Below are 24,072 nucleotides of genomic sequence, written 5' to 3'. Positions count from 1 at the left end.
GTTGACTGCCTCTCCCCCAGGGACACACCGGAGGTTGCGCTTCTCACGGCCATGGCGCCCCGGGGGGCAGGTTTCGATCACGGTTCGGTTCCGAATCACCGTTCGGCCTAGTGAAGAGCGGTTTTCGACACAACGACGGATAGCTTGAGTGTGCCTGCTGCTCCTCGCGGCCCCTGGGGTGAGGTCCTCGCCGTGCCGGAAATGAGTGGCAGTTCTTCCTGTCATCGCCATCGCTGTCGCACGCACCTGACGAAAGGACCCTCCATTGACACATACGTCATTGCCCGCACCCCGACCGCCCGCGTCCAGTAGGAGGGCGGCCACGGCCGCGGTGCTCGGCACCGTGCTGGTGGCGGGATCGCTGTCGGCGATCCCGGCCAATGCCGCCTCCGGGGCCGAGACCATCGCCCCGTACGGCGGGTACGTCCAGGACATCTCCATCGTCGAGGACAAGCTCACGGCCGAGGATGACCACCTGACGGTGGCTGTCGACTTCTGTCTGGCCCCCGGGGCTGCGGCCCGTAAGGGGGTGGAGGACATCTACCTGGAGGCCACGCCCATCGCCGACTATGAAGAGCTCGGTGAGCGGTTCATGGATGTCGGGGAGCTGACCGTCCAGGACACCGCCGGGAAGAACACCTTCCGGGTAGAGAGCCTGGCCGCGGGCCTGGAGACCGAGGTGCCCATCACGGAGTCGGTCATCTCCATCTACCCGGTCTCCGGCCCGGCCACCTCCAAGGGTGGTTGCGGCACGCTGGAGTTGCCCGCCCAGGCCCCGCAGTATTACTGGGCCGAGCGGTCCCTGACGAAGTCGTTCGAGGCCAGCGACGCGTTCGGCAACCGGTTCACCGACAAGGTCACCCTGGGCCGCGGTGGCCCAGACACCCTTGATGCGGATGAGCCGCAGCTGCGCCCGGACCTGCTCTGGAACGGGGATGTGGACTGGTACGTGCACACTCCTGAGGGCCCGGCCGAATCCGTGTCGCTGACCCTGGACGCGGCCGATGCCTGCGGTGACGTGACCGGGCTGGCGTCCTCCGCCGGTGAGGGCACCGAGAACGGGCGCCATGGCCGGGTCTCCTGCGCCCAGGGCGTGGTGCGGGCCCGCCTGGACGGCGGTCTGTTTGAGGATGAGCGGTTCACCGTCAACGCCGTGGACACCTCGGGCCGTGTCTTCGATGAGCAGGTCACCGCCCGGACCACCATCAACCTCGACGGGGACTACCACCGCCTGTCCGACACCGTGGAGCTCGCCGAACCCGCTGCGTCCTTCGACCGGCCCTGGGCCGCAGTGGCCCACGGGGAGTTGTGCCCGGTGTCCTTCACGGACGTCAAGCCCGGAGGGGCGTTCTTCGGGTCCATCCAGTGGCTGGGTTGCGAGGGGATCTCTGCCGGCCAGTCCAACGGGGCCTTCGGCGTGACCCGCGAGATCACCCGCGGCGAGCTGGCGACGTTCCTGATGCGCGCCTACGGGGAGAAGCACGTGGACCCCTTCACCGCCCGTGAGGGCCGTTACTGGGTCGCCCCGAAGACCAGCCCGTTCACGGACATGAAGCCCACCTCGGCCCACTACGCGGCGGCCACCTGGCTGCGCTCGATGGGCATCGCCGGCTACGCCGACGGCACCTTCAAGCCCAGCAAGCCGGTCTCCCGCGTGGAGGCCGCCCAGTTCATCTACTTGGCCGACCACGCCGACGAGGACTGGACCGCACCGTCCAGGAGCCCGTTCACGGACATCCCGGCCACGTACAGCCGCTTCGAGGCCATCAGCTACCTGTACGCCACCGGGGCCACCCGCGGCTACACGGACGGCACCTTCCGCCCGAGCCGGGACATCACCCGCGGGGAGATGGCCAAGTTCGTCGAGACGGTCTTCAACGACTGACCCGGCAGCACCATGACACGGCACAGGCCGGTCGGCGCCCTACCGGCACCGGCCGGCCTGAGCCGTTTGCGCCTCCCGGTGCGACGAAAGGTCGGGGGTCCGCCTGATGAATGGACTGCAGATGTGTGAGGACCGTCGGTCTGCCGTGGAACCCGAAGCGTTGATCCTGCTCCCAGACACGGTGGAAGACGTGGAGGACTTCTTCTCCCAGCCGGGGCGGTACTTGGTGAGCCTGTACGCCGAACCGCAACGGGCAGCGTGAGTGTGGCGCGAGCGACGGACGAGGCACCCTTACGTTAACGGCACCCTGGACGCCCCCGCGCCACAGCACATCGGTGCTCTGCGGCACGCCTCGCGCTGCCACACCGCCTGAATCGGTGTTCCCCGAGCAAACGGTCCGCGCGCGAGGGAGGAGGACGACGCTGCACCCCGCCATTGACTTTCCCACGAGGAAACTGATTCACTTGCAGATATGGAAAACAACTCCTCCGCCGGCACCACCGCTCGACCGTCCAGCATGCAGGCACAGCAGATTCTGCAGGACCTGGAATCCGACCGAGCGACCCTGGCGGAGCGGCTCGCAGCACCCGGGTGGCTCTACCCACTCGTGGCCATGATCGTCGCCGGTTACGTGGCCACACCAGCCGTCCGCTCCAGCGAACCACGCAACGCGGTGGTGGGAGGTCTCATCGTCGGCACCATCGTCGTGCTGATCGCCTACCAACGGCTCTCCGGAGTACGCGTGGGACGCATTCGTGTCCGGGCCGGTGCGGTGCTGACGGCCCTGCTCGTGGTGACCCTCGTGTTGCTGAGCACGTCCTACGGCCTGGTGGCGTCGCTGAGCGCGTGGTGGGTGCTGGCACCTGCCGCAGCGTGCTTCGTGGTGGTCCTGTTCGGCGGACGATGGTTCGATCGCCTGTACCGAGAGGACCTGGGTCATGGCCGCTGAGGCCGCTGAGGCCGCTGAGGCCGCTGAGGCCGCTGAGGCCGCTGAGGCCGCTGAGGCCGCTTTCGACGACACCATCCACGCCCCTCTCCGTCTTCGCATTTGCGGGGTTCTTCGCCACCTCGAGGAGATCGACTTCGCGGTACTGCGTGACACCCTGGGGACCACGGACGCCACGTTGTCCAAGCACCTCAAAGTGCTCCTCACCGCGGATTACATATCGATGACCAAGAGTCCTTCACCGACCCGCGCCGATGCGCGCCGACTCACCTGGATCAGGCAGACTCGGACCGGCAGGCAGGCTTTCGACGCGCACATGGAAGAACTTCAGCGGATCGCAGCCGGGCTCTCCACCACGTCGGCTGACCCCCCGTGAAGCCGACGCGCCGCCTGAGGCCTCCCGCCTGGGGCGGCCAGCCCGTCATGCTGGTGACGCACGATCGACCCGTGCACAGCGAGCGGCGGCGGGTGCCGGCACGAGGTGGGACGCACTGGTTGCCTCGACCATCGACTGGTCCTTCAGCAGATCGACGACGCGTTCGAGACATCACCAACGCGCCCTCAGTCCACGAGCTGGAGATCGAACTCCGCAGGGCCAGGAAGCGTGTCGTGATCATCGGCAAAGGGCACCGTACGGCACCACGGGACGCTTCGGTGCCGGCCGCGACTGGGCTCAGGCCCAGGACGCGTCGGATGCGGCGGTGTCCTCCAGGAACTCCCTGCACTCGATGACCTTGCCGTCCCGCAGGACGAACACGGTGACCGTGTCCTGATCCAGGGTCTTGCCATTCCTGACCGCATGACTGTGGTGGATCCCCACCGTATGGTTCTCCCCGCCGATGATGTCCCGGACCGGCACGGCGTCGAGTGCGCAGGCACGGGCGTGGGACTTGCAGGGGAAGGGAGACGTCCGTGGAGTTCCAGGGCGCCATGGAGGCAGTGGGCAAGGCGGTGGACATCACCGGGGTGGTGGCGATCGTGGTGGGCATCGCCGTGGCCAGCTCCATCGCCGCCGGGGCACTGCTCGGCAAGGGGCCGGATCGGACAGACGTCTATCACCAGTATCGACGACGCCTGGGGCGGTCCATCCTGCTGGGGCTGGAACTGTTCATGGCCGCGGACATCATCCGGACCGTGGTCCCCGCGACAGACACGCAGGACCGTGTCGGTGCCGGCGAGCGCTGACCCCCAGCACGGACGGCGATGACACCACGACGAGGGGTCCTCCCGCCGCACGGCAGGAGGACCCCTGGTCCCGGGCCCTGCCTACTCGACCGGAATGTTGCCGGCGTAGTCCGTCTGGTATCCGGTCACCGGCTGGTGCGGGATCTCCTCCCACCGTTCCGGATCCTCGTGCTGCACCTCTCCCGTGGCCATCCCGAGCAGGAGCTCCTTCAGTGCCAGCACGTTCTGTCGAACCGACTTCCCGCGGGCCTTCTGTCCCAGGCTGCCATCGGAGGTGTTCCCGCTCGTCTCGAAGAACACGACCGGGTTGGTGTGCCCTTCGGGGTTCATCCCCTCATGGTCCAGACCCAACATCATGGCCGAGACGACGCCGCCCTTGATGTCGATCTCCATCCCATTGCCCACCTGATAGCGGTCCATGTTGATGGATCCGTACTTCGAGAGCTGGTCGTAGACGTGCACGAGCATCTGCCGGGTCAGGACGTCGTAGGCCCCTCCCTCAAGCCCGGGCAAGGTGGGCCCGCCGGGTGCCAGGGAGATGCCGAGAGACAGCGTCACGTCATCGCCTGACCCCCATTCCTTCTTCAGGCCCTGGTGATGGATGTCCACCCCGAAGGCCGGATCCACCATGGTCCAGTACTCATAGAAGGCCAGGGACTCCTTCGCGGCGAAACCGTTCGCGGTCCAGTCCCGGTTGAGGTCGACGCGCTGTTCACGCCCGTTCCCACCAAGCTCGGGGGATCCGGTCACGTCGTCCCACAGGAGCGTATGGCGGATGTTCGCCTCGGCGCCGTCCGGGTTGTACATCGGGATGATGTGGAAGGTGTACTTCTCGCGCAGGAGGTCGTAGTCCGATGACCCATTCGTCCCCAGGTCCTTGAGGAGGGTCAGCAACGAATCGGTGCCATAGGGCTCGTTGCCGTGGATCCGTCCTTGGAGCCAGACGTCCTCCGGCCCCGTTCCCACGGTGGCGACGTAGAGGTCGCGGCCCTGTTCGGAGGTGTTCACGGACGTCCCGGCCTCGGCGAGGGTGAAGACGTCCACGGCGAAGCGGGAGGTCTGCTCCAGCTTCTTCAGCTCCTTCTCCACGTCCGCAGGGGTCAGGATGCTGGAGATGGTGGTCTCGCCCCTGGGAGAGGGGAAATTCGCGTCCGCCATCGCGGGTGCGACGCCGGCCGGCACCGCGAGCGCCAAAGACGCCGCGGTCACAACGGCCGCAAGGCGGCCGCGCCGTGTGGATCGTGGGGTGGACTGCATGACCCTCCTGAGGATTCTTCCGTGGTGTCACGGTGACATACGTACTGGTCAGGACCACGATCATCGGTGACCGTGGCCCTCTCGCAGTCTAGATGTGTCCCATGTCACCTCAAGGTTGCGGCCTGAACCGTGGACTGACTGCTCGTCGGACGGCCCGAACGGTCGATGGGGTCCATATCGGCCCGTGCACAGCCGATGATGCATCCCCGGGACGCGGCCCGCGTGCGCGGTCCCGGTGACCGTGTTCGGACGGCACGGTGACAGGGCAGCCGCGGAGCAGGGCCGAGCGCCGTTCACGCTGGCCATGAGCAGCAATACGGGCACGTGGCTGTTGTCGACGGTCGCAGGGGCCATGATCACGACCGTCGGTCCCGTTGTCTCGCTGACCGTGCTCAGCCTGCACCGCCCATCTCCACGCCGAGGGCCACCCCGAGCGGGCGGCAGCCCTGGGCGGGTTCGCCGGAGACGTCGCGCGACCGCTTCGAGCACGAGTGATCACCGTGCGGCGCATCGGGGCAAGTCGGGTAGCCCTGGGGTACCGGCCCCCGGGGCCTGCGAGCGCGGTCCGGGCCTAGATTCGATATCGGTCGAGGACATGCCGGGAATCCCCCCCTCCAATCCCGGCATGTCCTCGATTCCGCGGGGCCACGCCGGCACGTCCGGTGGCACGCGAGGCAGCTCGAGTTGGGAGAGCGGCGATGGACCTGTAGTGTGGGGTGTTCCGACGCGGGGTGGAGCAGTTCGGTAGCTCGCCGGGCTCATAACCCGGAGGTCGCAAGTTCAAATCTTGCCCCCGCAACGAAGAAGACCCCGGCCCCTCAGGGCCGGGGTCTTCGTGTTTCCTCGCCGCATCCGGCGCCGTGGACATCCTCCCCGTCCACGTCCGGGTGTCGTGCGGCAGGGAGCTGCACTCGTCCTGCCGACGGGGTGCCGTCCTCCGTTGGCGGCGGAGCGGGAACACGTCATGGATGCCTGGCGCGGGACCACCAGGGCGAACGTGCCGGGGGGGCGAGCAGGGTCCCGGCGGGAAGTTCCGCACGGTCATCCCCCTGGCGCCGAGACCACCGGCACCGCCCGCGGACCCCGTCGGGGGCCGATCCTGACGGGTCGACGCGGAACCTTGACGCTGCGCATCCCAGCCACCACGCTATGGACCAGGACAGTCCCACCGTCTGCCAGTTCCCGTTCTGCTTCGGAAAGCCGTCCAGACCATGGTTGCACCACCCGGGCCGGTCACGCGATGGCAGGAGATCCCCAAGGACCCCCTGTCCTGGACCGTGCGGCCCAACCTCGAGGACTATGACACGGCCTGCGCCGGCTTCAGCTGGTAGCAGGCCCGCCGGCAGTTGTCCGGACTGCCGGGTGGAGGACTGAACATCGCCTATGAGGCCGTCGAGCGTCATGCGGCGGGTGCGCGTGCCGGCCACGAGGCGCTGCGGTTCGTCGGTACGGACGGCGACGTCCGGTCGCTGACGTACAGCGACCTGGCCGAGGTGGTGGACCGGTTCGCCAGCGTGCTCCGGGGCTTGGGCGTCGGCGCCGGGGAACGGGTGTTCTCCCTGGTGGGGCGACGACCGGAACTGTACGCGTCCGTGCTGGGGACGCTGAAGCACGCCGGTGTCTTCTGCCCGCTGTTCTCCGCGTTCGGCCCGGAACCGGTGCGGATGCGCCTGGAGCTCGGCGATGCCCGCGTTCTGGTGACCACCCGCGCCCTGTACCGCAAGAAGGTCGCCCCGGTCCGCGAGGCGCTGCCGGGGCTCCGGCACGTCCTGCTCGTGGACGCCGACGGTCACGCGGATCCGGGCACCCTGGACCTGCAGGACCTCATGCACCGGGCGCCACCCTATGGGAGCACCGCCAGGACGCAGGCGGAGGACATGGCCCTGCTGCACTTCACCAGCGGCACCACCGGCAGGCCCAAGGGGGCCGTCCATGTCCACGAGGCGGTGGTCGCACACCACGCCACGGGGCGTTTCGCCCTGGACCTGCACCCGGAGGACGTCTATTGGTGCACCGCGGACCCGGGCTGGGTCACGGGCATGTCCTACGGCATCATCGCCCCGCTGGTCCATTGCATCACCACCGTCGTGGACGAGGAGGAGATGGATCCGCTGCGCTGGTACCGGATCCTGGCGGAGCACCGGGTCACGGTCTGGTACACCTCCCCGACAGCGCTGCGGATGCTCATGAAGGCCGGCGACGAGGCCGCCCGCGGCCAGGACCTGTCCGCGCTACGGTTCGTGGCCAGCGTCGGGGAACCGCTGAACCCGGAAGTGGTCGTCTGGGGCCGGAAGGTCCTCGGTCATCCCGTCCACGACAACTGGTGGCAGACCGAGACAGGAGGCATCATGATCGCCAACCTGCCGGCCCTGCCCATCCGTCCCGGTTCCATGGGACGGCCCCTGCCCGGTGTCGAGGCGGGCCTCATCGCGCGGGACGAGCAGGGTGAGCCGGTGCTGCGCGGTGGCCGGGCCACCCTGGTCACCGACCCGGACACCGTGGGCGAACTGGCGTTGAGACCGGGGTGGCCGTCCATGTTCCGCGGTTACCTGGGCGAGGAGGAGCGGTACCGCAGGTGTTTCGTGGCCGGGTGGTACCTCACCGGCGACCTGGCCCGCCGTGACGCCGACGGCTACTACTGGTTCGTGGGCCGCGGTGATGACGTGATCAAGTCCTCCGGTCACCTGATCGGCCCCTTCGAGGTCGAGAGCCTGCTGATGGAACATGGCGCCGTGGCCCAGGCCGGGGTCATCGGCCTGCCGGACGCCGTCGCCGGTGAGGTGGTCAAGGCCTTCGTCGAGCTGCATCCGGGACACGACCCCAGCGATGACCTGCGCAGGGACATCATCGGCTTCGCCCGCCGGCGGCTGGGACCCGCCGTGGCACCGCGGCTCCTGGACTTCACGCCCTCGCTCCCCCGGACCCGCAGCGGCAAGATCCTGCGCCGGCTGCTCAGGGCCCGCGAACTCGGCCTGCCAGAGGGCGACGTATCGACCGTGGAGGTACAGGGATGACCCACCGCACGCCACCCACCGGATCCCCGGCCGTCCCTGAGGCCGCCGGACACCTGCTGCGCCAGATGCTGCGGGTCCGCCGTCTCGAGGAACAGTGCGTCGAGCTCTACAGCGCTGCGAGGATCCGGGGGTTCCTCCACGTCTATATCGGTGAGGAGGCCGTGGCGGCGGGCGTCATGTCCGCGCTCGGCCCCGAGGACGCCGTGGTGGCCACCTACCGTGAACACGGACACGCGCTGCTGCGCGGCGTCTCGGCCGGAGTGATCCTGGCCGAGATGTACGGCCACGTGCAGGGCTGTTGCCGCGGGCGGGGTGGATCCATGCACCTGTTCGACGCTGCCACGCACTTCTACGGGGGCAATGCGATCGTCGCCGGAGGCCTGCCCCTGGCGGTCGGCATGGCCCTGGCGGACAGGATGGCCGGACGGGCCCGGGTGACCGCGTGCTTCTTCGGCGAGGGCGCGGCCGCCGAGGGCGAGTTCCACGAGAGCCTGAACCTGGCCGCGCTGTGGCGGCTGCCCGTGCTCTTCTGCTGCGAGAACAACCTCTACGCCATGGGCACGGCACTGGCCCGGTCCCAGTCCCAGACGGACCTGGCCCTCAAGGCCGCCGCCTATGAGCTGCCGGCCTGGAGCGTCGACGGCATGGACGTGCTCGCGGTCGAGGAGTCGGCCCGTCGGGCCGTGGACGCCGTGCGGGCCGGCGGCGGCCCGCATTTCCTGGAACTGCGCACCTACCGGTTCCGGGCCCACTCGATGTTCGACCCCGAACGCTACCGGGACAAGGCGGAGGTCGCCCGCTGGACCGAACGGGATCCCATCCTGTCGCTCCGCCGCTCCCTGGAGGCGACGGGCCGGTTCTCCGAGGACGACTGGAACGCGCTGGACCGCGAGGTGGCCGCGGAGATGGAGGCGGCCGTGCGGTTCGCCGAGGCGGGGGCCCCCGAGCCCCTGGACGACCTGCAACGCTTCGTCTACAGCGAGCGGTGAGGACATGGAGACGACCTACCGCGAGGCCATGCGCACCGCCATCCGCGAGGCGCTGCTGCAGGATGACCGGGTCTTCCTGATGGGCGAGGACGTCGGTGCCTACGGCGGCTGCTTCGCGGTCAGCCTCGGGCTGTTCGAGGAGTTCGGTCCCGAACGGGTCCGCGACACCCCCCTGTCTGAGTCCGCCTTCGTGGGGGCCGGCATCGGGGCCGCGCTGAACGGGATGCGGCCGATCGTGGAGATCATGACGGTCAACTTCAGCCTGCTGGCCCTGGACCAGATCGTGAACAACGCCGCGACCCTGCTGCACATGTCCGGCGGGCAGTTCAACGTGCCCCTGGTGATCCGCATGACGACCGGGGCCGGACGCCAGCTGGGGGCCCAGCACTCCCACAGCCTGGAGGGCTGGTTCGCCCACGTGCCGGGCCTGCGCATCCTCACCCCGGCCACCGTGGAGGACGCCCGGGGGATGCTGTGGACGGCCCTGGAGGACCCGGACCCCGTCCTGATCTTCGAGCACGGTTCGCTGTACAACCTGTCCGGGGAGCTCGCCGAGGACGCCGGCCCCGTGGACATCCATGCGGCCGCGGTCCGGCGCGAGGGCGGTGACGTCTCGCTGATCACCTACGGCGGCACGTTGCCGCTGACCCTGGAGGCCGCCGATCGGCTGGCCGCCGAGGGCATCGAGGCCGAGGTCCTGGACCTGAGGACGCTGCGCCCCCTGGACGACGCGGCCATCCTGGCCACCGTGGTCAAGACCCACCGGGCCGTCGTGGTGGACGAGGGCTGGCGCAGCGGCAGCCTCTCCGCGGAGATCAGCGCCAGGATCACCGAGTCGGCCTTCTACGAGCTCGACGCCCCGGTGGCGCGGGTCTGCAGCGCCGAGGTCCCCATTCCCTACGCCCGTGACCTCGAGCTGGCCGCCCTGCCCAGCGCGGAGCGGGTCGTGGCCGCGGCCCGCGAGGCGGTGGGCGGCGGTGGGTGAGTTCCGGATGCCCTCGCTGGGGGGCGGACATGGAGCGGGGCAAGCTGGTGGAATGGCTGGTCACACCGGGTGACTACGTCCGCCGGGGTGACGTGATGGCCACCGTGGACACCGAGAAAACCGTGATGGAGGTGGAGTCCTTCGAGGACGGCGTCATCGCCGAGTTGCTCGCCGCACCCGGTGAGACGCTCGCCGTCGGCGCTCCGATGGCCCGCATCACGCCCACGCCGGCCACCGTCACCGCCACTCCGGTGACTGCGCCGGCCGGCATTCCCGTCGCCCAGGCGGAGGTGGAGGCCGAACGGGAGCACACGACGCCGTCACCGGGGGCAGGGACGCCGTCGGCCACGCCGCCGGTCCGGCGCCTGGCCCGCGGCCTGGGCCTGGACCTGACCCGGATCACCGGCACCGGCAGGGGCGGTCACGTCACCCGGGCGGACGTGGAGCGCGCCGCGGCCCGGCAGCGGCACGACGCCGGCTCCGTGCGGCCGGTCCGCATCTCACCGCGAGCGCGTCGGCTGGCCGGCGAGCTCGGCATCGACGCGACCACCGTGGCGGGCACCGGCCCGCGAGGAGCCGTCACGGGGGAGGACGTCCTCCGCGCGGCGAGGGAGAAGGAGCCCGCGGACGTCGACGATCGCCCCGGGGCGCCGCGCGGCCCGGGACCGGTGACCGCGCCCGCACCGGCACCCCCTGACACGGGGCAGCGCGCGACCGCGCTGCGCCGCAGGATCGGGACACTGATGTCCCGGTCGAAGAAGACCATCCCCCACTACTACCTGGGGACCACCATCGACCTGCAGGCCGCCGTGGCGTGGATGCACGCGGTCAACGCGCAGCGGTCCGTCTCGGCCCGGTTGGTCCCGGCAGCCCTGTTGCTCAAGGCCTGCGCCCTGGCGGCCCGTCAGGTGCCGGAGGTCAACGGCTTCTACACCGAGGCACGCTTCCGCCCCAGTCAGGCCGTACACCTGGGGGTCGCCGTCGCGCTGCGGGAGGGCGGGTTGGTCGCCCCGGCGATCCACGACGCGGACACGTTGACCGTGGACCAGCTGATGGAACGTCTGCGCGACGTCGTCACCCGGGCCCGCACCGGACACCTGCGCCGAGCGGAGATCGCGGACCCGACCCTCACCGTCACCGCACTGGGCGAACTCGGCGTCGACACCGTGTACGGGGTGATCTACCCCCCGCAGGTGGCGCTCGTCGGCTTCGGCCGCGTCCGGGAGAGGCCCTGGGCCCAGGACGGCATGCTCGCGGTGCGCCAGTCCGTCACCGCCACCCTCTCGGCCGACCACCGCGTCAGCGACGGCCTGCGCGGAGGGTGCTTCCTCGACCTCGTCGACGAGATGCTGCAGCGACCGGAGGACCTATGAACGAGCACGAGGCACGCGCGGCCGTGTACGCGGCGACCTCGCAGGTGGCCCCCGACGTCGAGACCCAGGGTCTCGACGACCGCTCCCGGCTCCGCCAGGACCTGGAGCTGGACTCACTGGACTTCCTGGCCCTGGTGGAGCACCTGGCGCGTCACGCCGGCGTGGACGTCCCGGAGGGTGACTACGGACGGGTCGGCACCGTGGCCTCCCTCATCGCCTACGTCGCCGAGCACGCCTGAGGTCGCGGGGACCGACGGTGGACGACCCCGGCTGACGTGATCACGATGGAGCGTTCGACGCACGGCCCGCGCACCGGGCGCAGGGCTCGCGGGTAGGCCCCTCCCCCATGGACACCGCGGACCGTGAGGCCTCACCTCCGGGCTTGACCTCGGCGGAGGCTGCCCGGCGGCTGGGGCAGTCGGGACCCAACGAGCTCCCCCGCATCCATCAGGTGCCCGGGTGGCGGCGGTTCGCGGGCCAGTTCACCCACTTCTTCGCCGTCCTGCTCTGGGGCGCGGCCGGGCTGGCGTGGATAGCGGGCATGCCGCAACTGTCGATCGCGGTGATCGCCGTGGTGGTGATCAACGGCGTGTTCGCCTTCGCCCAGGAGGAACGGGCAGCCCAGGCCGCCGCGCGGCTCCGGGAGCTCCTGCCCGCCCAGGTCACGGTGCGTCGGGATGGCCGGCGCATGCCGATTCCCGCCTCCGAGGTGGTGCCCGGTGACATCATCATCCTCACGGCCGGTGACCGGTTGCCTGCCGACGTGCGCTTCGTCGAGGCGGACAGCTGCACGGTGGATGAGTCCATGCTCTCCGGGGAGAGCATGCCCGTGGTCAAGGGCACGGGCAGCGATGGCTTCGGGGGCACGTTCCTGGCCAACGGGTCCGCCGAGGCCGAGGCCACCGCGACGGGGTCGGCAACCCGGTTGGCGGCCATCACCACCCTGACGGGTCAGGCGGTACCGCCACCCACGCCGCTGCAACGCGAGTTACGCCGCATCGTCCGCATGCTCTCCTCGGTGGCCCTGGGCCTGGGTGCCGCCTTCTGCGGCGTCTCACTGCTGGCGGGAACACCGCTGAGGGACGCGTTCCTCTTCGCCATCGGTGCGGCGGTGGCGATGATCCCCGAGGGACTGCTGCCCACGGTGACCCTGTCCCTGGCCATGGGAGCCCAGCGGATGGCGGGCCGCAACGCGTTGGTGCGGAACCTGCAGGCGGTGGAGACGCTGGGATCGACGACGTTCATCTGCACGGACAAGACCGGGACGCTGACCCAGAACAGGATGAACGTCGTCGAGGTCTGGACGCCGTCCGGGACCGTCTCGATCGACGGCGAGGGGTATCACCCCGTGGCGACGGTGGACGGACCACCACCGGCCCGTGCCGCCGCGACCGATGCGGCGTGGGCGGCCCGGGCGGCGTCCCGGGGACGTATCCGTCAGCACGAGGAGGACTGGCTGCCCGACGGCGACCCCATGGAGGCCGCACTCGATGCCCTGGCGCACCGCCTGACCGGCCCGGAGGGCCTGCACGCCACCCCCATCACCCGGCGGTTCGGCTTCGACCCGGACCGGCGCCGGGAGTCGGTCGTCGTCGGGGGCGACCTCCTGGTCAAGGGCGCCCCGGAGAACGTGTTGACCCTGTGCCTCGACCGTGACCAGGTGGGCCTGGCCTCGAGGGTCCTGTCCGGCATGGCCGCCCGCGGCCTGCGCGTCCTGGCGGTGGCCCGGCGTCCCCTGGGCCGGACGGAATCCCCGGGGCAGGACACCACCGCATCAGAGCTGGAGCACGGCCTGACCCTCGTCGGCCTGATCGCCCTCCAGGACCCGCCGCGGCACAGTGTCCCCCCGGCCCTGCGCCAGGCCCGCCAGGCCGGCATCAAGGTGGCCATGATCACCGGGGACCACCCGGTCACCGCCCTCGCGATCGCCCGGCAGACCGGTCTGTGCCTGGACACCCCCGTGGTCGTCGAGGGCAAGGACCTGCCCCAGGACGAGCGGGCGCTCGGGATCCTCCTGGACCGGGACGGCATCGTGGTCAGCCGCGTCTCACCGGAACAGAAACTCGCCATCGCCCGCGCGCTCCAGCACCGCGGACACGTGGTCGCGATGACCGGAGACGGGGTCAACGACGGCCCGGCGCTCAACGAGGCCGACATCGGCGTCGCCATGGGTGCATCCGGAACGGACGTCGCCCGGGAGGCCGCCGACCTGGTCCTGCTCGACGACGACTTCGCGACCATCATCACCGCCGTCGAACAGGGCCGGGCCACGTACACCAATATCCGCCGCTTCCTGACGTACCACCTCACGGACAACGTCGCAGAGCTCACCCCCTTCGTCATCTGGGCCCTGTCCGGGGGAAACGTGCCGCTGGCACTGGGCGTCCTGCAGATCCTGTGCCTGGACATCGGCACCGACCTGCTTCCGGCGCTGGCCCTGGGCGCGGAGAAACCCGGCCAGCGGGTCCTGCTCAAGCCGCCCGAACGACGCCACCTGATGGACGCGCCGTTGCTCGTCCGGGTCTTCGGGGTACTCGGGCCGACTCAGGCCCTCATCCAGATGCTCGCCTTCCTGGTGGTGCTCGGGACCGCCGGGTGGACCTGGGGGGCCGAGCCGGCACCCGCCCTCCTGGCCGCGGCCTCCGGGGCGGCCTTCACCACCGTGGTGCTGGCGCAGATGGCCAACGCGTTCGGGTGCCGCAGTGCCGCCCGGCCCGCCTGGCGGCTCGACTGGACCGGGAACCACCTGTTGCTCTGGGCCGTGGCCGCCGAGTGCGTCCTGCTCCTGGGCTTCCTCTTCATCCCGCCACTGGCCGGCGCACTGGGCCACGCGCCCCCGCCACCGGTGGGAACACTGATCGCCCTCACCGCCGTCCCGGCGCTCCTAATCGTGGACGGGCTCCACAAGACGTTCCGTCACCGCAGGCGAGGCTGATACTCCCCGGTACCGGACCGCTCCCGTGGCGCCGCTTTCTGCTCGCCGGTGCTCGCCTCAGTCCTTGCTGCGGTGCGTGATGAGCACCGGGCACGTGGCATGGGCCGCCACCGCAGAGCTCACCGAGCCCAGCAACAGGCCCGCGAATCCACCGCGGCCCCGGCTGCCCACCACCACCATCCGGGCCCCCTCACCGAGGTCGCGCAGGACCCGGGCCGGCGGGCCCTGCCTCACCTCGGTCTCCAGGCCCCGGGGACGGTCGTCGCCGAACGCCGCCCGCAGGGCATCGTCCAGTTGCTCCCGGGCGTCATCCTGGAAGTTGTACTCGAGCCGGTAGGGATACTCGGCGGCCGTGACCGGCATCTCCCATGCCGTGACCGCCTTCAGCGTGCACCCCAGCGACTCGGCCAGGGTCCTGGCCTCCCGCAGGGCCTGCAATGAGGCCTCGGACCCGTCAACGCCGACCACAATCTGTTGCGAACCCTGCACCGTGTCCCCCTACGGGTCGTCTGCACCACTCGCGGCACCGGACATCCGCCATCCGCCCCCGGACGAGGGGCGAAGCAGACCGGCCGCGACTCGATCGTGCAGTCACCCTAGGCGCCACCGGCCGGGCCGCACAATATCCACGGCACCGGCATCCACGCTGCCGGCATCCGCGGCGCCGGCCCGTCAGCCGAGACCTTCTGCCGGCAGTGACCGGCGGTGTACCGTGACGGCGTGATCGTCCCCCAGACCCCCCAGGACGCCGTGGCGGTCGCCGACCACTATGACGAACTGGATCCGGTCTATCGCCGGGTGTGGGGTGAGCACGTCCATCACGGACTGTGGGAGACGGGTCGCGAGACGCCCGCCCAGGCCGTCGAGGCCCTCGTCGAGACGGTCGGGGATCGCCTGCGCCTCCGGCCCGGCGAGGCGTGCGTGGACATCGGATGCGGATACGGGGCGACCGCCAGACAACTGGCCACCGGGCACGGGGTTCGTGTGACCGGCTTCACGCTGTCCGCCGGACAGGCCCACCAGGCCGCCGCACATCCCACGCCCGGTGTGGAGATCCACCACCGCGACTGGTTCGCCAACGCGCTGCCCGAGGGCTCGGCCGACGCCGCCTGGGCCATCGAGTCGAGCGAGCACATGGCCGACAAGCCCCGGTTCTTCGCCGAGGCCCACCGGGTGTTGTCACCCGGCGGCCGCCTCGTCGTCTGTGCCTGGCTCGCCGATCCCGCCGCGAGCGAGTGGAAGGTCCGCCACCTGCTGGAGCCGATCTGCCGCGAAGGGCGACTGCCCTCGATGGGCACGCGCGAGGAGTACGAGGCCATGGCACGGGCAGCAGGGTTCACGGTCACCGATTACGAGGACGTCAGCCGGCGCGTCGCGCGCACCTGGACGATCTGCGCCCGCCGACTGCTGAAGTCCCTGGCCCTGGATCGCGACGCCCGCCACCTGGCGCTGCGCGGACGCCATCGTGTCTTCGCCGTCACCGTGCCCCGCCTGATCCTGGCCTACCGCACCGGTGCCATGCGTTACGGCATCTTCACGCTGGCGGCGGGTGAGGACGCGGCGTTGGAGTGAGAGACCCTGCGCGGACCGATGGAGTCTTGGCCGGCGTCAAGGTGCGTCACTAGGCTTCGGACGAGGATGCCACTGCCGTGAGGAGTCGCCATGTCGCGTCCCGCCGTTCCCCTCCTGGCCGGACGCCGCCGGCGACAGCGCGCGGTCCTGACCGTCATGGCCCTGGCCTCTGTCCTCGGCCTGACCGCGGCCTGTTCCACCCCCTCCCCCGGGCCGACGGCAGCCTCGGACACGGTGAACGTGGACGCCGGCGAGCTCCAGGCCACCTTCCAGGACGCAGCCGCCGCGCTGGAGGTCCCGGGTGCGTTCATGCTCCTGCGCTCCCCGGAGGGGGAGGTCCTCGGTTCGTACGGCACCGTCAGCACGGACGAGACGCTGCCGCCCCGATCCGACCATCATCTGCGGGTGGGATCGAACACCAAGACCTGGACAGGGACGGTCATCCTGCAGTTGGCGCAGGAGGGCGTGCTGGACCTCGACGATCCCATCGCCGCCTACCGGCCAGACGTGCCCAACGGCCAGAACATCACGATCGAGCAGTTGCTGTCCATGCGCAGCGGACTGTACAACTACACGCTCGACCGGGGCCTGAACCAGGCGATGGACGAGGACCCCGAGAGGGCCTGGGACCCCGAGGACCTGCTGGCCATCTCGTGGGAGCACCCGCCCAGTTTCGCCCCCGGTGAGGGCTGGGAGTACTCGAACACCAACACGGTCCTGTTGGGACTCGTGGCCGAACAGCTGGAGGGAGAGCCGCTGGAGAGGATCTTCGCCGACCGGCTCTTCACGCCGCTGGGCCTGGCGGACACCCTGTTCCCGGCGCGGTCGTCGAACCGGATCCCCGAACCCTACGCGCACGGTTACATGTTCGGCTCCAACGTCCTGACGATGGGCACGCCCCCCGCGCTGCCGGAACGGATGCAGGAGCAGGCCCGGTCGGGGGCCCTCGACCCCGTCGACCGGACGTTCGACAACCCCTCCTGGGGCTGGGCCGCCGGCGGCGGGATCTCGACGGCCCACGACCTGGCGGACTGGGCCGAGGCCCTGACCGATGGCCGACTGCTCGACGAGGAGTTCCAGAGGCTGAGGATGGAGAGTCCCCGGTCCACGGGCGGGGACCAGCCGGCGTCGGCCCGCTACGGACTGGCGATCGCGAAGTTCGGCGAACTATACGGTCACACGGGAGAGCTGCCGGGCTACAACTCCTTCATGGGACACGACCCGGACCGCGACATCACCCTGGTGGTGTGGGCGAACCTCGCGCCCACGCCGGATGGGCGGGACCCGGCGACGACGATCGCCCGGACCCTGGTCGACTCGATCTATCCCGTCGGGGACTGACCGGTCGTCCACACCCCTTGTCCGCACCCCGTCGTGCGGGTCGCCGGGTGCCCGGCGACTGCCCGGCTCCCGGCGACCCACCACCGCGTGGGCGTGCCGTCCTAGGCGGGGATCATCCCGTGCGGATCGATCACGTACTTCCTGGCCGCCCCCTGGTCGAACTCCTTGTAGCTCCGGGGAGCGTCGTCCAGGCTGATGGTCGTGGCGTTGACGGCCTTGGAGATATTGGCCTTGTCGGCCAGGATCAGCTTCATCAGCTTCCGGTTGTACCGTTTCACCGGGCACTGGCCCGTGGTGAACGAGAGGGACTTGGCCCACCCCGTGCCCAGCTGCACACCGATCTGGCCGACCTTGGCGTTCTCGTCGACAGCCCCCGGATCCCCGGTGACGTACAGGCCCGGGATACCCAGGGCACCGCCCACCTGGGTCACCGACATGATGTCGTTGAGGACCGTGGCGGGTGCCTCCGCGGCATTGGCGCCGTGGCCGCGGGCCTCGAATCCCACCGCGTCCACCGCGGCGTCGACCACGGGGACGCCCAGGATCTGCTCGATACGGTCCGGCAGGGCGCCCTCCTGGCTCAGGTCGATCGTCTCGCAGCCGAAGCTGGCGGCCTGCTTCAGCCGGTCGGCGTTCATGTCTCCCACGATGACCGCCGAGGCACCCAGCACCTGCGCCGAGAAGGCCGCGGCGAGGCCCACCGGGCCGGCGCCCGCGACGTAGACGGTGGATCCGGTCGTGACGCCGGCGGTGTATGCACCGTGGTACCCGGTGGGGAAGATGTCGGACAGCATGGTGAGGTCGAGGATCTTCTCGAGGGCCTGGTCCCGGTCCGGGAACTTGAGCAGGTTGAAGTCCGCGTAGGGGACCATCACGTACTCCGCCTGGCCGCCGATCCAACCACCCATGTCCACGTAACCGTAGGCCGCGCCGGGACGGGCGGGATTCACGTTGAGGCAGACACCGGTCTTGCCCTCGTTGCACATCTGACAACGGCCGCACGCGATGTTGAAGGGCACCGAGCAGATGTCGCCCTCCTGGACGAAGAGCACGTCGTCTCCGGTCTCGACGACCTCGCCCGTGATCTCGTGGCCGAGCGACTGGCCGACCGGCGCGGTGGTACGGCCACGGACCATGTGCTGGTCGCTTCCGCAGATATTGGTGGCCACCAGTTTCAGGATGGCGGCATGGGGTGCCTTCTGCTGGATGCCCATCTTGCCGGCGACCTCGGAGGGCAATTCGAGTTTGGGGTAGTCGATCGTCTCGACGGCGACCTCGCCTGGGCCCTTGTACACGACTACACGGTTTCCCGTCATGGTTCTTCCTCTCGATGGCTGTCCCCCGACCGCGTGATGCGGACCGAGAACAATCGCTGTGATCGCGATCCGGTGATTGTCTATTCGGTGGATTCGGGTCTCTGGCCGTGCTCTTCCGCCATCGACTCATCGTCGGCGCGCGGCTCGGGCTCGGGGACGTCTCGGGGGCGGGCGATGACGTCGTAGGCCAGCGCGGCGGCCGCGCTGCCGATGAAGGGGCCGATGACGTACAGCGGGTACTGGGACCACACGACGTCGCCGCCGAAGAGGGTCTGCACGAGGTTCGGTCCGAAGGTCCGCGCCGGGTTCAGTGAGCCACCGGTCAGGGGGGCGATGACGAGGATGGCGCCCGCGACGGCCAGTCCGATGATCAGGCCCGCCCACCCCTTGGGCGCCCTCCGGTCGACGGCCACCGCCATGATCGCGAGCATCAGGAAGAAGGTCCCCAGCACCTCTGCCACGATGCCCTGACCGTACGAGACCCCCGCGCCCAGGGCCGTCGCACCGCTGCCCATGTCCACGGCCCGGGTCCCGAACGAGGCCACCAGGAGCAGGCTGCCGACGGCGGCCCCGATCAGCTGCGCGAGGACGTAGGGCACCAGCTCGGCCCAGGGGAAGCGCCGGGTGACGGCCAGCGCGAAGGTCACGGCGGGATTGATGTGGGCACCGGACACGGCCAGGAACGCGTAGATGGCCACGGCGACGGCGATGGCGAAACCCAGGGAGATGAACCCCACTCCCGGATACGTGAGCTCACCGTTGCCGGCCGTCAGGGCCGCCAGCACGGTGCCGACGCCGAAGATCACCAGCACCGCCGTGCCCAGCATCTCGGCCACCAACCGGCGCATCAGAGTCGGAGACATTGTCCACATTTCGTGTCGGGACCAAGGGATAGTTAACGAAATGAATTGGTTAACTAAAGGCAACTGACCTGGAATGCTGCGAGCGTAAGCAGGGTCCTCGGAGGGAGTCAATGGGTCATCCTCGCGCGGCGGCGGAGGCCGGAGACCCGGGGTCAGCCCGCCGCGTTCCCTCAGTCCTGGGGACCGCTGCGCCGGTCCGGCTCGTCCTGGGAGGGATCCTCGTCGGTGAAACTGCCCGTGGCGACTGGTCCGCCGAGTGCGTAGGAGGCCATGACGACACCGGACTGCGAGACCTCGTCCTCGGTCAGGCGGAGACCGGCCGGGATGGTCCCCTCCGCGAAGAGCCGCTTGCCGGGGCCCAGCAGCAGCGGGAAGACCAGGACCCGGACCTCGTCGATCAGCCCGGCGGTCAACAGGGACTGGATGAGGTTGCCGCTGCCCTGCAGCAGCAGATCCGGCCCGTCCTGGCCCTTCAGCGCGGCGACCTGTTCCGGCACGTTGCCGGACAGGACCGTGGTGTGTTCCCAGGCGGGATCGTGCAGTCGGTGGCTGGCCACGTACTTGTGTGCCCGGCTGAACGCCTCCCCCACGAGCGAGTCCGTGTGATGGGGCCAGTAGGCGGCGAAGATCTCATAGGTCCTGCGTCCCAGGAGCAGGTCGAACTGGGTGGCGAAGGTCCGGTCCATCCACGAGCCCATGGACTCGTCGAACAGCGGGGCGGTCCACCCGCCGAGGGTGAAGCCCCCCGTACGGTCCTCGTCGGGCCCTCCGGGAGCCTGCATGACGCCGTCGAGGGAGACGAACGTGCTGGAGATGAGCTTTCTCATGGCGGCAGTGAAGCCCACCGCGCGGGACGACGGCCACTCCGATCATGCGCCGTTCGGTCCGTCCGGCCGGGGAGGGAGCGCGCGAGACATGCACGTCATGGACGGCGGAGGACTGACAGGGCGCCCGGTTCTGCCTACTCTGCTGGCATGAGCACTACCGAGGCGGTGTGGAACCGCGCCCTTGACTTCGATGCCCTGCCTGAGGCCACCTCCCCCGGTGACATCGCCCTGCGCGATGTCCTGACCTTCCACGGGGCGGTGCAGACCGGCGGACTCGTCAACGCGATCGAGATGCACCTGGACGACGACGAGTTCCCGCTCCAACGGGTGATCACCGGGTACGAGTACCTCGGCCTGGACGACGTGGCCGAGACGATCACGGAGGCCCGGGTCCGGTTCGTGGCCGTGGACGACGACGAGGAGGCCCTGGAGGCCCTCGAGCTCGAGGTCGACCCCATGTACGAGGTGGAGGACGAGGACCTCAGCCAGGCGTTGGAAGGCCGGCTGCAGAAGGATCCCGAGGACTTCGACCCCGCGCGCTGACCAGCCGGGGCACCAGCCGCACCAGCACCACCATCACGACCAGCTCCACGAGGGTCTGGGTGACCACCACCAGCGGCGCCAGCCGGTAGTCCGGGCCCAGCGACGCCGGCAGGGCCAGCACCAGCGGCAGCACCACGAGGGAGTTCCGGGTCACCCCGCTGAACACGAGCGCCCGCCGTCCGGGCGCATCCAGCCCGGCGACGCGACCGGCCGCCAGTCCGAGCGCGACCATCACGGCCGCGAAGAGCACGTACACCGGCACCACGGTGAGCAACCCGCCCAGGTGCCGGGCGACGTCGTGCGCCTGGGAGGCGACCACGACGGCCAGCGTGGCCATCATCAACGGGACCATCCCCGCCGAGACCACCCGGTCCACGGCGCGGCCCCAGGCCCGGCGGACGGCCACCGCCTGGGTCAGCCACGCCGCGCCGAGGGGCGCCACGATGAGCAGCGCGAAGGCCTCCAGGAACGGGCGGACATCGAGTCCGGGGGCGAGCTGCGGCCCGGCCATCAGCCACAGGTACCCCGGCAGCAGGAGCATCTGCGCCAGCATCAGCAACGGCGTGGCGGCCAGCAGGCGGTCCTGCGAGCCGCCGGCCAGGCCGGTGAAGACGATGACGTAGTCCACGCACGGGGTCAGCAGGACGAACAGCACCCCGAGCAGCAGGACGTCGTCGTGGGCGACCAGCCGGGAGAGGGCGAACACCACCACCGGCACCACCACGAAGTTCAGCCCCAGCACCGCCAGGAGGAATCCCCCGTCCCGCGCAGCACGGCCGAGGCGGCGGAACGGGACGGCCAGGAAGGTGGCGTACAGCAACAGGCCCAGCACCGGTGTGATGGCCTGCCCGGCAGGTCCGGCAACGGCCGGGACCAGGGACCCGGCGACGGCGCCCGCACCCAGCGCGGACAGGTACAGCACCACCTGGTGCCGCTCCATCCAGTCGCCGGCCGATCCCATGGATCCCAGCATTCCACCACCGGGCCCGCCGGCCCGAATCATCTCCTCGCCCGTGCCCCGCCCCGGGCCCACCCCGGGAGGGCGGTCAGGCGTCGATGACGACGGCGGTGATCAGCGGGGCCCGCCGGTAGGCGCGGTCGAGGTGGCGGCCCACCGTGTCCACGATCAGCTTCTCGATCTGGTCCAGGTCGTCGATGCCGGCGACGTGGGGCTTGGCCAGGGCGTCCTTGACCTTCTTCGCCGCGGTGTCGAAGATCTGGGGGTCCTGGATGAAGCCCTTGGTCATGAACTCCAGCGGCTCGGCCAGGGTGTTGGTGTCCGGGTCCACGATCGCGACCACGGTCACCGAACCGCCCTCCTGCAGCAGCCGCCGCTCGACCAGGGTCTCCTCGGTGACCTTGCCGACGGTGTGGCCGTCCACGTAGACCAGTCCGGCCTCCACCTGGCCGGAGACCCTGGCCTGGCCCTTGACCAGGTCCACGGTGGTGCCATCCTTGACGACGAGCACGCGCTCGGGGGCGATGCCGGTCCGCACGGCCAGGTCGGCGTTGGCGTGGAGGTGCGAGGACTCGCCGTGCACGGGCATGACGTGGGTGGGCCGGACGATGTTGTAGCAGTAGACCAGTTCCCCGGCGGAGGCGTGACCGGAGACGTGCACCTTGGCGTTGCCCTTGTGCACGACCTTGACGCCTAGGTCGGTGAACTTGTTGATGATCCCGTAGATCGCGTTCTCGTTGCCGGGCACCATCGAGCTGGCCATCAGGACGGTGTCCCCGGCGCCGAGCTTGATCTGGTGGGTGCCGGAGGCCATCCGGGACAGTGCCGCCATCGGCTCGCCCTGGGACCCGGTGCAGACCAGCGCGACCTTGTCATCGGGCATGGACTGCAGCTTCTTGAAGTCCACGAGCAGCCCGCGCGGGATCTTGAGGTAGTCCAGGTCGCTGGCGATGCCCATGTTGCGCACCATGGACCGGCCCACGAACGCGACCTTGCGCCCGCTGGCGTGCGCGGCGTCCAGGACCTGCTGGATGCGGTGCACGTGGCTGGCGAAGCTGGAGACGATGATCCGCTTCTTCGCGGTGGCGAAGACCTGCTCGATCGCGGGGGTCAGTTCCCGCTCCGAGATGGTGAACCCCGGAACCTCGGCGTTCGTGGAGTCGGTGAGGAACAGGTCCACGCCCTCCTCGCCCAGGCGGGCGAAGTGGCGCAGGTCCGTGATCCGGTCGTCCAGCGGGAACTGGTCCATCTTGAAGTCACCGGTGTGCAGGACCAGGCCGGCCTTGGTGCGGATCGCCACGGCGAGGCTGTCCGGGATGGAGTGGTTGACCGCGACGAACTCGAGTTCGAAGGGGCCCGCCTGGTGCTTGTCCTCGGCCTCCACGTGGATCGTCTTCGGCGTGATCCGGTGCTCGGTGAGCTTGGCGGAGATGAACGCCAGCGTCAGCTCGGAACCGATCAACGGGATGTCCGGGCGCTCCTTCAGCAGGTAGGGCACCCCGCCGATGTGGTCCTCGTGGCCGTGCGTGAGCACGATGCCGACGATGTCCTTCAACCGGTCCCGGATGGAAGTGAAGTCCGGGAGGATGACGTCGATGCCGGGCTGGTGCTCCTCGGGGAAGAGGACGCCACAGTCCACCACGAGCAGCTTGCCCTCGTGCTCGAAGACCGTCATGTTGCGGCCGATCTCACCCAGGCCTCCCAGCGGGGTGATCCGCAACCCTCCGGACGGCAGGGAGGACGAGGACTTGGACTTACGGGAGGAACGGGGCAACTGATCACGCTTTCGTCGTCAGGGAAGTGCACCAGGGCGGTACACCGATGTGGAGGGGGTTCCCTCGGGTCCGGGGCCCGCAGCGAGCGGGCGGCGCCGGGAAGACTACCCCCTAATGTACCGCCCACGGACCCCCGGGACGGTATCACCGGGACGCTCCGGTGGGACGGGACGTCCGGCGCGGCGTGCGCGGACGGCGTCCAGGCGTCCCCCATCCCGCGCGCGGCCCCACTAGGATGTGAAGTCCATCACAGAATACCCGCAGGCCCGGCCCGGATGGCGGGTCCGACCCCGACCCCGGAGGTCTCC

The 24,072-nt window shown here is 69.9% G+C and carries 21 protein-coding genes and 1 tRNA gene; 14 read left to right on the top strand and 8 right to left on the bottom strand.

All coding sequences use genetic code 11. The features are described from left to right. Nucleotides 1-331 precede the first annotated feature (331 nt). The 3 genes from CITRI_RS0110265 (at nucleotide 332) to CITRI_RS17325 (ending at nucleotide 3,207) form a co-directional block, all read left to right on the top strand. Nucleotides 332-1,885, top strand: coding sequence for an S-layer homology domain-containing protein (locus CITRI_RS0110265; protein WP_010144701.1), 1,554 nt, complete (start codon nucleotides 332-334; stop codon nucleotides 1,883-1,885). Between the two features lie 472 nt (nucleotides 1,886-2,357). Further along, nucleotides 2,358-2,834: a hypothetical protein gene (locus CITRI_RS0110255; protein WP_010144700.1), complete on the top strand. Its 477-nt coding sequence runs from the start codon at nucleotides 2,358-2,360 to the stop codon at nucleotides 2,832-2,834. Further along, nucleotides 2,824-3,207: a transcriptional regulator gene (locus CITRI_RS17325; RefSeq protein WP_010144699.1), complete on the top strand. Its 384-nt coding sequence runs from the start codon at nucleotides 2,824-2,826 to the stop codon at nucleotides 3,205-3,207. Before CITRI_RS0110255 ends, CITRI_RS17325 begins: the two co-directional genes overlap by 11 nt. Nucleotides 3,208-3,504: 297 nt before the next feature. Here the strand turns inward: CITRI_RS17325 and CITRI_RS17320 are convergent, their stop codons facing one another. Next, nucleotides 3,505-3,690: a hypothetical protein gene (locus CITRI_RS17320; RefSeq protein ID WP_010144698.1), complete on the bottom strand. Its 186-nt coding sequence runs from the start codon at nucleotides 3,688-3,690 to the stop codon at nucleotides 3,505-3,507. A 53-nt stretch (nucleotides 3,691-3,743) separates the two neighbouring features. Between CITRI_RS17320 and CITRI_RS17315 the strand changes: the two genes are divergently transcribed. Then, on the top strand, nucleotides 3,744-4,016 hold the full coding sequence (locus CITRI_RS17315; RefSeq protein WP_010144697.1) for a DUF1622 domain-containing protein: 273 nt from the start codon (nucleotides 3,744-3,746) through the stop codon (nucleotides 4,014-4,016). A gap of 81 nt (nucleotides 4,017-4,097) precedes the next feature. Here CITRI_RS17315 and CITRI_RS0110235 read toward each other — a convergent pair whose 3' ends face one another. Beyond that, complete coding sequence (locus CITRI_RS0110235) at nucleotides 4,098-5,174, bottom strand: M14 family zinc carboxypeptidase (protein ID WP_237709041.1); 1,077 nt, start codon at nucleotides 5,172-5,174, stop codon at nucleotides 4,098-4,100. Nucleotides 5,175-5,998: 824 nt separating this feature from the next. On the opposite strand from CITRI_RS0110235, the gene CITRI_RS0110230 reads away from it, so the two are divergent. The 7 genes from CITRI_RS0110230 to CITRI_RS0110200 all read left to right on the top strand — a co-directional run bounded on the left by CITRI_RS0110230 (nucleotide 5,999) and on the right by CITRI_RS0110200 (nucleotide 14,569). Continuing rightward, nucleotides 5,999-6,072 (top strand) — tRNA-Met (locus tag CITRI_RS0110230). A 547-nt stretch (nucleotides 6,073-6,619) separates the two neighbouring features. Then, on the top strand, nucleotides 6,620-8,287 hold the full coding sequence (gene acsA, locus CITRI_RS17310; RefSeq protein WP_010144694.1) for an acetate--CoA ligase: 1,668 nt from the start codon (nucleotides 6,620-6,622) through the stop codon (nucleotides 8,285-8,287). Next, nucleotides 8,284-9,276, top strand: a complete 993-nt coding sequence (pdhA, locus tag CITRI_RS0110220) for a pyruvate dehydrogenase (acetyl-transferring) E1 component subunit alpha (protein WP_010144693.1) — start codon at nucleotides 8,284-8,286, stop codon at nucleotides 9,274-9,276. The genes acsA and pdhA overlap by 4 nt, the downstream gene beginning before the upstream one ends. 4 nt (nucleotides 9,277-9,280) lie before the next feature. After that, on the top strand, nucleotides 9,281-10,261 hold the full coding sequence (locus CITRI_RS0110215) for an alpha-ketoacid dehydrogenase subunit beta (protein WP_010144692.1): 981 nt from the start codon (nucleotides 9,281-9,283) through the stop codon (nucleotides 10,259-10,261). 29 nt (nucleotides 10,262-10,290) lie between these two features. After that, complete coding sequence (locus CITRI_RS0110210; RefSeq protein WP_010144691.1) at nucleotides 10,291-11,634, top strand: dihydrolipoamide acetyltransferase family protein; 1,344 nt, start codon at nucleotides 10,291-10,293, stop codon at nucleotides 11,632-11,634. Then, nucleotides 11,631-11,873, top strand: a complete 243-nt coding sequence (locus CITRI_RS0110205; RefSeq protein ID WP_010144690.1) for an acyl carrier protein — start codon at nucleotides 11,631-11,633, stop codon at nucleotides 11,871-11,873. The genes CITRI_RS0110210 and CITRI_RS0110205 overlap by 4 nt, the downstream gene beginning before the upstream one ends. A 107-nt stretch (nucleotides 11,874-11,980) precedes the next feature. Next, nucleotides 11,981-14,569 carry a cation-transporting P-type ATPase gene (locus tag CITRI_RS0110200; RefSeq protein WP_010144689.1) on the top strand — a complete coding sequence of 863 codons (2,589 nt, stop codon included), beginning with the start codon at nucleotides 11,981-11,983 and terminating at the stop codon, nucleotides 14,567-14,569. Between the two features lie 57 nt (nucleotides 14,570-14,626). Here CITRI_RS0110200 and CITRI_RS0110195 read toward each other — a convergent pair whose 3' ends face one another. After that, the gene (locus tag CITRI_RS0110195; RefSeq protein WP_010144688.1) at nucleotides 14,627-15,037 is read right to left on the bottom strand and encodes a universal stress protein; all 411 of its coding nucleotides are present in this window, start codon (nucleotides 15,035-15,037) and stop codon (nucleotides 14,627-14,629) included. 252 nt (nucleotides 15,038-15,289) lie between these two features. Here CITRI_RS0110195 and CITRI_RS0110190 point away from each other — a divergent pair, with 252 nt between their 5' ends. Continuing rightward, nucleotides 15,290-16,141, top strand: coding sequence for a class I SAM-dependent methyltransferase (locus CITRI_RS0110190; RefSeq protein ID WP_040386272.1), 852 nt, complete (start codon nucleotides 15,290-15,292; stop codon nucleotides 16,139-16,141). A gap of 90 nt (nucleotides 16,142-16,231) precedes the next feature. Continuing rightward, nucleotides 16,232-17,482: a serine hydrolase gene (locus CITRI_RS0110185; protein WP_010144686.1), complete on the top strand. Its 1,251-nt coding sequence runs from the start codon at nucleotides 16,232-16,234 to the stop codon at nucleotides 17,480-17,482. A 101-nt stretch (nucleotides 17,483-17,583) separates the two neighbouring features. On the opposite strand, the gene fdhA is transcribed toward CITRI_RS0110185, so the two are convergent. The 3 genes from fdhA to CITRI_RS0110170 form a co-directional block, all read right to left on the bottom strand. After that, on the bottom strand, nucleotides 17,584-18,798 hold the full coding sequence (fdhA, locus tag CITRI_RS0110180) for a formaldehyde dehydrogenase, glutathione-independent (protein ID WP_029139224.1): 1,215 nt from the start codon (nucleotides 18,796-18,798) through the stop codon (nucleotides 17,584-17,586). 80 nt (nucleotides 18,799-18,878) lie between these two features. Next, entirely contained in the window at nucleotides 18,879-19,661 is a 783-nt protein-coding gene (locus tag CITRI_RS0110175; RefSeq protein ID WP_029139223.1) for an MIP/aquaporin family protein, read from the bottom strand. A gap of 170 nt (nucleotides 19,662-19,831) precedes the next feature. Continuing rightward, nucleotides 19,832-20,488, bottom strand: coding sequence for a dihydrofolate reductase family protein (locus CITRI_RS0110170; RefSeq protein ID WP_029139222.1), 657 nt, complete (start codon nucleotides 20,486-20,488; stop codon nucleotides 19,832-19,834). Nucleotides 20,489-20,635: 147 nt separating this feature from the next. On the opposite strand from CITRI_RS0110170, the gene CITRI_RS0110165 reads away from it, so the two are divergent. Beyond that, complete coding sequence (locus tag CITRI_RS0110165; protein ID WP_029139221.1) at nucleotides 20,636-21,031, top strand: hypothetical protein; 396 nt, start codon at nucleotides 20,636-20,638, stop codon at nucleotides 21,029-21,031. On the opposite strand, the gene CITRI_RS17305 is transcribed toward CITRI_RS0110165, so the two are convergent. Beyond that, entirely contained in the window at nucleotides 20,970-22,004 is a 1,035-nt protein-coding gene (locus tag CITRI_RS17305; RefSeq protein ID WP_237709040.1) for an arsenic resistance protein, read from the bottom strand. The genes CITRI_RS0110165 and CITRI_RS17305 overlap by 62 nt on opposite strands. 73 nt (nucleotides 22,005-22,077) lie before the next feature. Beyond that, the gene (locus CITRI_RS0110155; RefSeq protein WP_029139220.1) at nucleotides 22,078-23,763 is read right to left on the bottom strand and encodes a ribonuclease J; all 1,686 of its coding nucleotides are present in this window, start codon (nucleotides 23,761-23,763) and stop codon (nucleotides 22,078-22,080) included. Nucleotides 23,764-24,072: the final 309 nt, after the last annotated feature.

The organism is Citricoccus sp. CH26A (genome assembly GCF_000224415.1).
GTDB lineage: Bacteria > Actinomycetota > Actinomycetes > Actinomycetales > Micrococcaceae > Citricoccus.
Note: the sequence above shows the minus strand (reverse complement) of the source record. Positions and strands in the feature narration are given on the sequence as shown.

Coding starts and splice junctions, on each gene's coding strand:
- CITRI_RS0110255 (WP_010144700.1), top strand. CDS start 2,358: ATGGAAAACAACTCCTCCGCCGGCACCACCGCTCGACCGTCCAGCATG.
- CITRI_RS17325 (WP_010144699.1), top strand. CDS start 2,824: ATGGCCGCTGAGGCCGCTGAGGCCGCTGAGGCCGCTGAGGCCGCTGAG.
- CITRI_RS0110235 (WP_237709041.1), bottom strand. CDS start 5,174: ATGGCGGACGCGAATTTCCCCTCTCCCAGGGGCGAGACCACCATCTCC.
- pdhA (WP_010144693.1), top strand. CDS start 8,284: ATGACCCACCGCACGCCACCCACCGGATCCCCGGCCGTCCCTGAGGCC.
- CITRI_RS0110215 (WP_010144692.1), top strand. CDS start 9,281: ATGGAGACGACCTACCGCGAGGCCATGCGCACCGCCATCCGCGAGGCG.
- CITRI_RS0110210 (WP_010144691.1), top strand. CDS start 10,291: ATGGAGCGGGGCAAGCTGGTGGAATGGCTGGTCACACCGGGTGACTAC.
- CITRI_RS0110205 (WP_010144690.1), top strand. CDS start 11,631: ATGAACGAGCACGAGGCACGCGCGGCCGTGTACGCGGCGACCTCGCAG.
- CITRI_RS0110200 (WP_010144689.1), top strand. CDS start 11,981: ATGGACACCGCGGACCGTGAGGCCTCACCTCCGGGCTTGACCTCGGCG.
- CITRI_RS0110185 (WP_010144686.1), top strand. CDS start 16,232: ATGTCGCGTCCCGCCGTTCCCCTCCTGGCCGGACGCCGCCGGCGACAG.
- fdhA (WP_029139224.1), bottom strand. CDS start 18,798: ATGACGGGAAACCGTGTAGTCGTGTACAAGGGCCCAGGCGAGGTCGCC.
- CITRI_RS0110175 (WP_029139223.1), bottom strand. CDS start 19,661: ATGTCTCCGACTCTGATGCGCCGGTTGGTGGCCGAGATGCTGGGCACG.
- CITRI_RS0110170 (WP_029139222.1), bottom strand. CDS start 20,488: ATGAGAAAGCTCATCTCCAGCACGTTCGTCTCCCTCGACGGCGTCATG.
- CITRI_RS0110165 (WP_029139221.1), top strand. CDS start 20,636: ATGAGCACTACCGAGGCGGTGTGGAACCGCGCCCTTGACTTCGATGCC.
- CITRI_RS17305 (WP_237709040.1), bottom strand. CDS start 22,004: ATGCTGGGATCCATGGGATCGGCCGGCGACTGGATGGAGCGGCACCAG.